Raw genomic sequence first — 11,915 nt, forward strand, 5'->3', positions numbered from 1 at the left:
GACCGCCTGCTGAATTGAACTATTTGCGTTCGAAGTGAGCATTAATGCGGTTTAATAAACGCAAATTCATCGAACCCTAGTTTTATCTTTCCGAACAAAAACCCCTCATTACAGAAGGTAGCCTCCGTAATGAGGGTTTTTCATCTTTTATTACTTTTTTAACACAGGCTTTATGTTCCAGATTTCCTTCGCATATTCACGAATTGTCCGGTCGCTGGAAAAGAAGCCAGACTTGGCGATATTGATAAGGCTTTTTTGCAGCCAATTCGGGTAGTCGCTATACTGCTTGCCGACTTTTTCCTGGATCGCCGCGTACGACGCAAAATCTCGAAGAACAAAATACTGGTCATTCTGATTAAGCAATGAATCAAAAATAGCTGTAAACTCATGCTCGGTATCGGGAAAGAATCCGCTAATTAGCTGGTCCGTTACCTTCCGTATTCTTGGATCATGATGATAATATTCATGGGACTGGTAGCCGCCATTTTTATGATAGCTCAGTACTTCATCAGCATTCAGCCCGAACAGGAAGATATTCTCTGGTCCTACAAGCTCAGTAATCTCGACATTCGCTCCGTCAAGAGTCCCCACTGTCAGCGCACCATTCATCATAAACTTCATATTACCAGTTCCAGAAGCTTCTTTACTGGCCGTTGAGATCTGTTCACTCACATCTGCTGCCGGGAATATATCCTCAGCGAGCGAGACGCGGTAATTTTCAAGAAACACAACCTTAAGCCTGTCATTCACCTGCGGATCGTTATTTACCTTGTCCGCCACAGCATTAATCAGTTTAATTACCTTTTTGGCGAAATAATAACCAGGAGAAGCTTTGGCGCCAAAGATAAAGGTCCGCGGAAAAAGCTCGTATGCTGAATCCTCTTTCAATCGATTGTATAGGTGCATGATGTGGAGTACATTCAGAAGCTGACGCTTATAGGCATGCAAACGCTTGACTTGAATGTCAAAAATAGATTCGGGATCGACGGTCAGCCCAGCTTTTTCATGTATTATCCTTGCAAGCCTCTGTTTATTGCCAAGCTTAACCGATTCCAGCTGCGCCATAAAACCTGTATCATCTTTGTACGTAAGAAGCTTCTCGAGCTTTTGAGTGTCTGAAATCCACTCACTTCCAATCGATTCCGTAATTAGACTGGTAAGCCTTGGGTTTGCCTTCATCAGCCAGCGTCGATGGGTAATTCCATTTGTTTTATTATTGAACCGCTCCGGATAGAATTGATAGAACGAACTCATTTCCCGCTCTTTTAAAATTTCGGTGTGGAGCTGGGCCACCCCATTTACGCTATGGCTTCCTACAATAGCAAGCGGAGCCATCCGAACCTGGTCATCAGCAATAATCGCCATTTCCTCTATTTTTGACCACCCGCCCGGATATTTCTCCCACAGCTCACGGCAAAAACGTTCATTGATTTCTTCGACGATTAAGTAGATTCTAGGCAACAGTGGCTGGAAGACGCGGACTGGCCATTTTTCCAGGGCTTCTGAGAGAGTTGTATGGTTAGTATAAGAAAGAGTGTTTGTTGTGATTTTCCATGCCTCATTCCACCCAAGTCCCTCTTCATCCATTAACAGCCTCATTAGCTCAGGGACAGCAAGCGCAGGGTGCGTATCATTGATATGAATAGACACATGGTGATGAAAATCAGTCAGTCTTCGATTTTGCTTTTTGTAGGATCTGATAATGGATGCCAGGCTTGCAGACACTAGTAAATATTGCTGCTTTAAGCGAAGGATCTTCCCCTCATCATGAGTATCATCAGGATACAATAGTTCACAGATGGACTCGGTTTCCTTCTTATATTTCATAACATCGATGTTCGCAGTATAGCGTGAAGGCTCAGCACTCCAAAGCCGTAAAGTATTTACCGTATCGGTTTCATAGCCGATTACCGGCAAATCATGTGGAACAGCCGTGACGGTCTCTGCATTAAGGTGACGGAAAATAAGACGCCCGTTTTCCATAAAACTTTCAACCCGTCCCCAAAATGGTATTTCCACAGCATCATCTGCCTTGCGTACTTCCCACACATGGCCATGCCGCAGCCATTGCTCAGGGAGCTCGACCTGATAACCATCAATAATTTTTTGTTCAAACAAGCCATGCTTGTATCGGATTCCGCAGCCATGACCGGGAAGGTTTAAAGACGCGAGAGAGTCAAGGAAACAAGCAGCAAGACGCCCTAGCCCGCCGTTTCCTAGCGCTGCATCCGCTTCAATTTCTTCAAGCTCATCAAGCTTAATGCCCAGCTCCTGCAGCCCATCATTAACAACCTGTTCAATTCCAAGATTCATTAAATTATGGCGAAGCAGCCTTCCTAGCAAAAATTCAATCGATAAATAATAGACTTGCTTACCGCCAGAAGAACGGTAACCCTCATTGGTGGTAATCCAATCCGTACTGACATACTCGCGAATTAAATGCCCTAAAGTCTGAAATTGCTCACGGGACGTACTGTCCTTAAAGCTAATTCCATATGTCATCTCAAGCTTTTTTAAGAAGGATGACTTAAAATCTGCAACACTATCGAACATGCAATCCACTCCTAGAGACGAGTTTGGAATATAACTGGTGATAGGTTTTTGCAGATTGAGCCCAGCTGTTGTCCATCTGCATCACTTTACTCACTAGCTGGTCCCACTCTTGATTTTGCTTATATAATTCCAATGCTCTTTCAATCGTAAATAGCATGTCATGAGCATTAAAATTTTTAAATGTAAACCCATTTCCTAATTGATTAATCGGATTATAAGACTTAACCGTATCATTGAGGCCGCCAGTCTCCCGGACAACCGGAATCGCCCCATAGCGCATGGCAATTAACTGGCTCAGGCCGCACGGTTCAAACTTTGAAGGCATTAAAAACAGGTCGGCTCCAGCATAAATTCTATGAGCCAGGGCTTCATCAAATCCAATAAAAGCTCTGCATTGATCCGGATAATAGCTGCTCATTTCATTAAAGAAAGATTCAAATTCATGTTCACCGGTTCCAAGAACAATCAGTTGAACGCCAGTAGCCATGATTTCATGAAAAACAGCTTTGACCAGTTCAAGGCCTTTTTGCTTTGTTAGCCGTGTTACCATTACCATTAGCGGGATCTCATCATCCACAGGAAGCTCAAATTGTTTTTGAAGAGCGAGCTTGTTCCATAAGCGGCCCTCATGATCATCATAGGTATAGACAGACGCGAGACTTTTGTCCGCTTCAGGATTGTAGAGTTCAATATCAATTCCGTTCAAAATTCCTGCCAAATCAGCCTTTCGCTCACGCAGAATTCCATCAAGACGTTCTCCAAAATAGGTTGTTTGGATTTCTTCCATATAGGTAGGACTCACGGTTGTAATTTTATCTGCAGCAACAAGAGCTGCTTTCATGAAGTTTACGTCTCCATAAAACTCTAGCTGATCTTTAGTAAAATAATGCTCTTCAATTCCAAGCAAATCTCCGAGGATCTCCCTCGAAAAAATCCCTTGAAACTGAAGGTTATGAATCGTAAATACAGTTTTGATAGATTCGTAACCAGTTTTTTTCCCATATTTAGTTTTTAACAAAAATGGAATCATTCCCGTGTGCCAATCATGGCAGTGAAGAATATCTGGGTAGAATTCGAGCTGTTCGATGCTTTCTAGGACTGCCCTGTTAAAAAAGGAGAACTTCTCCCCTTCATCAAAATCCCCATACATCTGGCTTCGTTTAAAATAATATTCATTATCAAGAAAATAATAAACAATCCCATCCAGCTCTAGTTTTTCCGCTCCGCAGTATTGGTTTCTCCATCCAACCGGAACAATAAAGTCTGCAACTTTTTTCATCTGGGTTTTATACTCGTCTGGAATAAGTGTATATTTGGGCAGCATGACTCTTACATCATGGCCCAGCTTTTTTAACTCTTTTGGGAGCGAGCCCGCTACATCGGCAAGTCCGCCTGATTTTATAAAAGGAACACATTCTGAAACAGCAAATAATATCTTCACGTTGTCGCCCTCGCTCCTTTAATTGTCCCTTTTCGGATCACTTCAGGAGCTTCTGGGGAAGCGGTGACCTTTACGCCTGCCTCTATTTTTACTTCCTTATCCATGATCAGGTTCTCAACCACACAGTTTTCGCCAATTTGTGATTTTTGCATAATGATACAGTTTTTTACAACAGCCCCTTTGCCGATCTTCACACCCCGAGAAATAATGCTGTTTTCCACAGTACCTTCAATTTCTCCTCCATTTGCAACCATTGAGTTATGCACAGCTGCGGTTTTAGAATATCGGGCTGGCGGCTCATCTTTTACTTTCGTCAAAATCGGTCTTTCTTTTAGAAATAGTTGTTTCCAAATTTCAGGACGGAGAAGATTCATGCTTACAGCATAATACTTATCGATTGAATCGATCGTTACTGCATAGCCATCATAATTATAATAACAAAGCTTGTATTGGCTTCTAAGATCATTGGCTGCATCCCTCATGCTTAAATAACCCGATTCTTCCCTGGAATCCAGCAACTCTAATAAAGTCGTTTTTTTAACGAGGTAGATCCCCAGACTGGCTCCGTCTTTCCTAACTTCAGTAATATCACAGCCTGACTCAATATGCCAGTCAAGCAGAGGCACAAGATCCATATTGTAAACCGTATTTGCATTCGCAATAACGACATATTCTTGTGTGCTGCGATTAAAGAAATCGATATGTTCAGCAAAGTGCTCAAGCGATCCTGGATCAGTAACCGATTTATTCAAGCTTGGGGATGGAAAGAAAAACAGTCCATCTCTTTTCCTGTTCAAATCCCAGTTCCTTCCGGATCCAAGATGGTCCATTAAAGATCGGTATTGAAGTTTGGGGAAAATGGCTACACTCTGGATTCCGGAATTCACCATATTAGATAATACAAAGTCTATCAGCCGATACCGGCCTCCAAAAGGAATGGCTGCTGCAGAACGGTGGAGAGTCAATTCTTCAAGTCCTGCATGAACCATCGTGGAATCAATAATGCCTAGCATACTTTTATTCATATTGTTTCCCCCTCTTTCTCTATAAAATTAATGAGCTAATAGCTCAGCTAGTGTATCATCTGAAACTAATAGAATGTCACCGCTCGATTTCAAAACAGAGCCATCGGGGACAATCGTTCCAGGAGCAACGATAACTTTATCGATTAGACAATCCTTGCCAATGATTGCATCGGGCATAATCACTGACTCTGATACAACCGCTCCTTTACTAATCGTTGCCCCCTGAAAAACAACAGTTCTGTTTACGTCTCCTTCAATTGTGCAGCCCTCATTAATCAATGACTCTGATAACTGTGCCTCTGGGGATATATACTGTGGAGGCTGATTGGGGTTAACTGAATAAATGCGCCAGGATTGGTCAAATAAATTCAGTTCACATTGTTCATCGAGAAGGTCCATATTTGCTTCCCACAGGCTGTGAACTGTGCCAACATCCTTCCAATACCCTTTATACGGATAGGCCACAAGCTTTTTTCCCTCTTCAAGCATGCGCGGGATAATATCCTTTCCAAAGTCATGACTTGAAGTTGGATTTGCCTCATCCTTAAGCAAATATTCCTCAAGCACTTTCCACTTGAAAATATAGATTCCCATGGACGCAAGATTGCTTTTAGGATTTTCTGGTTTTTCATCAAATTCAACGACATTCATATCTGCATCGGTATTCATAATCCCAAACCGGCTTGCTTCCTCCCAAGGGACCTCAATCACTGAAATGGAGACATCCGCCCCCTTTTCAGCATGATAATTAAGCATCCATTCATAATTCATTTTATAAATGTGATCACCAGATAAAATTAACACGTACTCCGGGTCATACTGGTGAAGATAATTTAAATTTTGGAAAATTGCACTGGCGGTGCCTGTATACCATTTAACTTCCGAGGAAGCTGTATAGGGAGGCAGAACAGTGACACCGCCATCCTTGCGGTCAAGATCCCAGGCACTGCCAATCCCAATATACGTGTTTAGAATAAGCGGTTGGTATTGAGTCAGCACTCCGACTGTGTAAATACCTGAGTTGGTACAATTACTGAGCGGGAAATCTATGATTCTATACTTCCCCCCAAACGGGACGGCTGGTTTAGCGATATTATGAGTCAGAGAGTTTAATCTGCTTCCTTGTCCCCCGGCGAGCAGCATGGCCACGACCTTTTTCTGTTGCATTCGTAATTCTCCCCTTTCTTTTCTTCACAGGACGCAAAATAGAAATTCCAAATGGTGATACATTGATATTAATGGAATAGGCCTTTCCATGAAATGCTTCTTCCTGAGCCTGAATTAGTTTTTTATTGCTAACTCCTGAGCCTCCGAACACGTCAGCGTCACTGTTCAGGATTTCCCGATAAGTTCCCAGCTGCGGAACACCAATCCGATAGCCCGAATAGGTCTGATCGGTGAAATTGCAAATTATTACGAGCGTATCTTCTGGATCCTTCCCTCTGCGGATAAAAGTGAAGATGGACTGTTGAGAGTTATCGGCGTCAATCCATTCAAATCCATCATGAGAAGAGTCTACTTCATACAAAGGCTTAGAGCGTTTATAAATTTTATTAAGTTCAATAACAAACAAATTAAGCTTTTCGTGCATTTCATATTCAAGGAGATTCCAGTCTAGCTGGTCTTTGTCCTTCCATTCTGCAAATTGGCCAAGCTCGGTTCCCATAAACGTAAGCTTCTTCCCGGGATGTGCCATCATGTAGCCAAGCAGCAGGCGAAGCTGAGCAAACTTCTGCCAGTAATCTCCCGGCATTTTATTCAGAAGAGACTTTTTACCATGAACAACCTCGTCATGTGAAAAGGGCAGAATAAAGTTTTCTGTAAAAGCGTATAAAAACGAGAATGTAACCTTATGATGCTGATGGCGGCGTTCGAAGGCTGGTGTCTCCATATATTTAAGCATGTCGTTCATCCAGCCCATGTTCCACTTATATGTAAAGCCCAGTCCTCCGTCTTGTGGATCAGCTGTTACCTTCGGCCAATCCGTTGAATCCTCTGCAATCATCAGGGTGCCTGGCTGAAATTTCGCTACAGCAGTATTGAGTTTCTTTAAAAAATCGATGCCGTACGGATTCATTTCCCTTTCGGAACCAGGCCAGTAAATGATATTGGCCACCGCATCCACACGAAAACCATCAATATGGTATTTCTCAATCCAAAAAAGAGCATTAGAGATGAGGAAGCTTTGCACTTCTGTTTTACCCAGATCAAAGTTTGCAGTGCCCCATACTTCGTTTTCTCGATCCTTTTCATGTTCATAGTCATAAGTAAAGCTTCCATCAAAGCAATATAGCCCATGAGCGTCTTTACAAAAATGGCCGGGAACCCAATCAAGAATTACACCGATTCCATTTTGGTGGCATTGATCCACTAAGTACATAAATTCGTGGGGTGTTCCGTACCTGCTCGTAAGTGAAAAATAGCCGGTTGACTGATATCCCCAGGAAATATCGAGCGGATGCTCAGTTAAAGGGAGCACTTCGATATGAGTGTAACCATGAGCCAATACGTAAGGGATTAACTCAGCCGCGAGCTCTTTATAAGTAAGAAATGAACCATCTGGATGCTTTTTCCAGGAACCTAAATGAACTTCATAAATAGTGGTGGCTTCTGTGGCGCTCTGCTTTTTCTCCTTTTTGCCGAGCCAGCGTTTGTCATTCCAGGTGTAGCCATCAAGAGGATAGACGACAGAGGCGGTATTAGGCCTAAGCTCTGAATAAAAGCCATAAGGATCTGCCTTTAAATGTTTTAAACCAGATGTGGAGATGATTTCATACTTATAAAGAGATCCTGTCAAGTCTTTATCTGCCTTATAGATCCATACTCCTTCATTGTTTACTTTTTCAAAAGACCAGCCTTGCCCATTCCAGTTATTAAAATCGCCAGCAAGCCTGACCTCCAATGCTGCAGGAGCCCACACACAAAATCGAGTATATGTTTGATTTCCCTCCTGCATGACATGTGCACCAAATAAATCATGGCTCCCATATAATGAGCCTTCATGAAACAAATGCAGCTGATAATCTGTTGGATGTATAACCATGCTCTTCACCTGCCCTTCATATTCATCCTTTATCCTACTATTCTAGTTTCCTATACTATTCCCTGTATATTTATTTTTGAATATTTCGACATTTTTCGGCAAAGTTTTCTATTTGCTTTAATTAACTGTTTTTAAAAGGGAAATACAAAAGTATATGAGAAACGAGAAATTGAGGTAAATGGGGGTCTTTTAAGAATAGTAAGCATTAATGTTTGTGATTTCTAGTAGTTAGGGTCATTATAAGGGGTTAAAAACACAATAACAATCGGAATTTCCAGGGTAAACGCTTACACTTAAATTTTTTCAAAAAAATACACAATTTTATCATAAAGACAGCGCTTACCGGTAAAAACCAATTGGGCTACTTAACTGAACAAATAAAAAATCGAAATGTAACTTTCTACTCTATAAGGTGAAATTTATGTTTATTCCTCCATTAGAAAATCAACTTTTTCACGTTTTATTAATTTCTAAAAATAACATTATGTCGAATTTTACTATAGAGCATGATCACCTTCTTTAGAATTGAAAAAAGATGTGCTTTTAACACATCTTCTTTAAAAGGCTCCGTGAAACTTGGCTGATGGTTCCCCTACAGTTGCCCGCTTTCCACGGGCGTGTCCGGAGCCTCTTCGACTCATCCACGGTTTTTGAAACAGGCTTACTTAGTATAGTTTTATATCTTAATTCAGATCTACCCAAGTTTTTCGTTCAAATTAAAGCAATTATATTGTCTAAGCAAATATATTATCACCGACTTTCTCCTCAGCAACTACATAGTTCCTGCCTAAGTACTTATTTACCGCTGCTAAATTTCCAGCTTTAAGATATTGTCTAATAAGTGTACTAGAGATTTTGACTCCGTTAATATCATTAATTGGAGGAACAATTGTTACCTTAAAACGGTTATAGGCCATTCTTTTTAAGTCTTGACCTGATCCTGCGCCGTAGCGGCCAAACGTGAAATCAAAACCAATTGCTATACAAATAGGAGTTAAATGGGCTAAAAACCTATGGAAGAAGTCTTCAGGTGAAAGCTTTGATAATACTGACGAAAAAGAAACTACATACACTATATCAATTCCCATTTTTTCTAATAGCTTTATTTTTTCCTCCAATGAAGTAAGCAGGTTACAAGAAACAGCCCCGTTGCCTATTACCTGTTTAGGATGTGGGTCGAAGGTCATGACACTTGATTTCACTCCAAATTCCCGAGCATTTCCTATTGCTGTTTCGATTACCTTCTGATGGCCTAGATGAATTCCATCAAAAAAGCCGATTGCCATAGCCGAGGGATCTATTTTCTTATCTGGGTTTAGCGGGTAAGAAAGATAGATAACTTCCATAACCAATGACCTCATTCCTAATGAAATTTTAAATTATAATTGAATCGAAACATATTTTGTTTCTAAAAAGCCTTCCAACCCTTGTTGTCCACCTTCTCGGCCTATTCCACTTTCCTTCATGCCTCCAAAAGGCGCTTGAGCAGCAGAAGGAGCACCGTCATTCCATCCAATTATTCCATAATCCAGACTTTCTACAAATTTCATTCCTTTAGTCAAATTATCGGTGAAAACATAAGCGGCTAAGCCAGAAGGAGTATCATTCGCACAATGAATTGCTTCCTGATCTGTTTCAAATTTCTGAATTGGAGCTACCGGCCCGAACGTCTCTTCGTTCATGATAATCATTTCCTGAGTTACATTTGTAAGTATGGTTGGTGGGTAATAGTTTGGATTAAAACTGTCATTTTGCTTTCCTCCAAGAAGGCATTGTGCTCCATTATCAATTGCATTGTTTACCTGCATGTTAACTTTGTCAACTGCTGCTTGATTAATAAGTGGCCCAATATCAATTCCAGCTTCCATTCCATTCCCAATTTTAAGCTTTGCTGTCTCCTCAACTAACTTCTCGACGAATTTATCATAAATGCCAGACTGGACATATATTCTGTTTCCACAAATACAAGTCTGACCTGCATTTCTGAACTTAGAAGCCATTACACCTGTTATAGCTTTGTTTATCTCAGCATCGTTTAATATGATTATGGGGGCGTGACCACCAAGCTCCAGTGACAATTTTTTTACTTGGTTAGCCCCTTGCGCCATGAGGAGTTTTCCAACCTTTGTGGAACCAGTAAACGTTACTTTTCTGACCTTAGGGTTATTCATAACTTCATTGCCAATTGCGGTTGGATTACCTGTGACAAGATTAATTACACCTTTTGGGAAGCCAGCTTGATGAGCCAGCTCTGTTATCTTCATGGCGGTTAATGGGGTTAATTCAGAAGGTTTAACAACAACCGTACAACCTGCAGCAAGCGCTGGCCCTATTTTACGAGTAAGCATAGCTGCAGGGAAATTCCAAGGTGTAATTGCTGCGACCACTCCAATTGGTTGTTTCAGCACCATCATTCGTTTATTACCATGGCTTGCAGGAATTGTTTGCCCATAAACTCTTTTAGCTTCTTCTGCATACCACTCTAGGAAGGAAGCTGCATAAACTACTTCACCTAGGGCCTCTTGTAAGGGCTTTCCCATTTCCAATGTAATAAGTTCCGCTAGTAAGTTCTTATGTGTGAGCATCAATCGATATAATTCTTTTAAAAAGCCAGAACGCTCATATGCAGTTGTCTTAGACCAACTTGAAAATGATTGATATGCCGAATCAATGGCGAATTTTGTTTCTGATTGACCACCATTTGGCACCTTACCTATCAGTTCTCCTGTCGCGGGATTAAAAACGTTGATTTTTTCCAGTTCGTCTCCAATCCATTCACCATTAATATATAACTTTCCCTCCATATAATTGTAGTCCTCTTTATACAACAAATTTATTCTGCTCTCAATTCATCATGCAAACTGCCGATACGTGGATGAGGGCGCCCTGAACTAGCCGCTACACAAATAACCACAATTTCGTCTGGAAATGGTGCATCTGGGATACGAACTTCCAATGTCTGGTGATGAGACCGGATCTTCACATCGGTTTTGTGTTTCAAAGCCAAGTCTATTGATGCTCCGGTCATCCCCCTTTTCTCTGAAGAAGGCAGAAGACTTATCCCCTTAACAAGTTGCCTAAAAGGATTTCCGAATTTCAGACTATGAATAATTGCTGATGCATGTTCAATTTCTCCACTTATTCCGACAAGTGCTCCTTTTCCGTATGCTTCAACTTCCTCACCTAGGGCCTCAACTGCTTCCCTTCCTAACAATTCTCCTAAAATTGCACAATGAGAATCAATCAGTTCACTTAAATCTTCCTGGAAAGGTTTATTTGCATAAGGGTTTTTTACTACTGCCAATGCTGTTGCTATTTTCAGAGGTTTCTCAAGTGGTTTTCCACCCTCTATATATATTTTTTCTACATAGGTTACTATTTTCCTAATACTAACTTCCACTAAAATCCCTCCCATTAATTAGGAATGAGCGAATTCCTGTTTTTCAAGTTCAGCCTCCAATGAATAGCTATCCAAACACTCTTGAACTAGGTGATCTGCTTCCTCAAAACCATAATTTCTAAAGGCCTGCCCCTTGACAACGAAGGGAGGTCCTCCATAAAATCTCTCATACTGCTGATGACGTCCTGCAAATTCTGATCCGATAATATCCCATGCTAATTTGTAAAGCTGCACCCTTTGTTCAGCCGGGACTCCTGGTGATTGGACATAGCGCTTGATATCCTTTGCCGTCTCTTCATTAACAAAGTCTTTGTAAGAGGATGGCAATTGGATTAAGCCGCCGCCCGCTAATTCTCTGGCAATTTCTAAAACACTATTGTTGATTTCCGGCTGCATCGCCATCGCACTATACAAAAACCTCGGATTTGGTACATAAACTCCATTTTGATTCGG

At 41.3% G+C, this 11,915-nt stretch carries 9 protein-coding genes; all 9 read right to left on the bottom strand.

The window, feature by feature from the left end:
* Nucleotides 1-150: 150 nt before the first annotated feature.
* Nucleotides 151-2,553, bottom strand: a complete 2,403-nt coding sequence (locus HRJ06_RS13870) for a glycogen/starch/alpha-glucan phosphorylase (protein WP_174733532.1) — start codon at nucleotides 2,551-2,553, stop codon at nucleotides 151-153.
* Nucleotides 2,543-3,994, bottom strand: coding sequence for a glycogen synthase GlgA (gene glgA / locus HRJ06_RS13875; RefSeq protein ID WP_174733533.1), 1,452 nt, complete (start codon nucleotides 3,992-3,994; stop codon nucleotides 2,543-2,545). The genes HRJ06_RS13870 and glgA overlap by 11 nt, the downstream gene beginning before the upstream one ends.
* Nucleotides 3,991-5,019 carry a GlgC family sugar phosphate nucleotidyltransferase gene (locus tag HRJ06_RS13880; protein ID WP_174733534.1) on the bottom strand — a complete coding sequence of 343 codons (1,029 nt, stop codon included), beginning with the start codon at nucleotides 5,017-5,019 and terminating at the stop codon, nucleotides 3,991-3,993. The genes glgA and HRJ06_RS13880 overlap by 4 nt, the downstream gene beginning before the upstream one ends.
* A 27-nt stretch (nucleotides 5,020-5,046) precedes the next feature.
* Nucleotides 5,047-6,186: a glucose-1-phosphate adenylyltransferase gene (locus tag HRJ06_RS13885; RefSeq protein WP_174733535.1), complete on the bottom strand. Its 1,140-nt coding sequence runs from the start codon at nucleotides 6,184-6,186 to the stop codon at nucleotides 5,047-5,049.
* Nucleotides 6,113-8,062 carry a 1,4-alpha-glucan branching protein GlgB gene (gene glgB / locus HRJ06_RS13890; protein ID WP_174733536.1) on the bottom strand — a complete coding sequence of 650 codons (1,950 nt, stop codon included), beginning with the start codon at nucleotides 8,060-8,062 and terminating at the stop codon, nucleotides 6,113-6,115. Before glgB ends, HRJ06_RS13885 begins: the two co-directional genes overlap by 74 nt.
* Nucleotides 8,063-8,796: 734 nt before the next feature.
* Nucleotides 8,797-9,408, bottom strand: coding sequence for an FAD synthetase family protein (locus HRJ06_RS13895; RefSeq protein WP_174733537.1), 612 nt, complete (start codon nucleotides 9,406-9,408; stop codon nucleotides 8,797-8,799).
* Nucleotides 9,409-9,441: 33 nt separating this feature from the next.
* Nucleotides 9,442-10,866, bottom strand: a complete 1,425-nt coding sequence (locus HRJ06_RS13900) for an NAD-dependent succinate-semialdehyde dehydrogenase (RefSeq protein WP_174733538.1) — start codon at nucleotides 10,864-10,866, stop codon at nucleotides 9,442-9,444.
* Nucleotides 10,867-10,895: 29 nt separating this feature from the next.
* Nucleotides 10,896-11,462 (bottom strand): amino acid synthesis family protein, encoded by a 567-nt coding sequence (locus HRJ06_RS13905; protein WP_338421098.1) that lies wholly within the window; start codon nucleotides 11,460-11,462, stop codon nucleotides 10,896-10,898.
* Nucleotides 11,463-11,480: 18 nt separating this feature from the next.
* Nucleotides 11,481-11,915 (bottom strand): 4-hydroxyphenylacetate 3-hydroxylase C-terminal domain-containing protein (locus HRJ06_RS13910; RefSeq protein WP_277874683.1); only part of this gene is annotated, 435 nt, incomplete at its 5' end.

This window comes from Mesobacillus harenae (genome assembly GCF_013343715.1).
Lineage (GTDB): Bacteria > Bacillota > Bacilli > Bacillales > Cytobacillaceae > Mesobacillus_A > Mesobacillus_A harenae.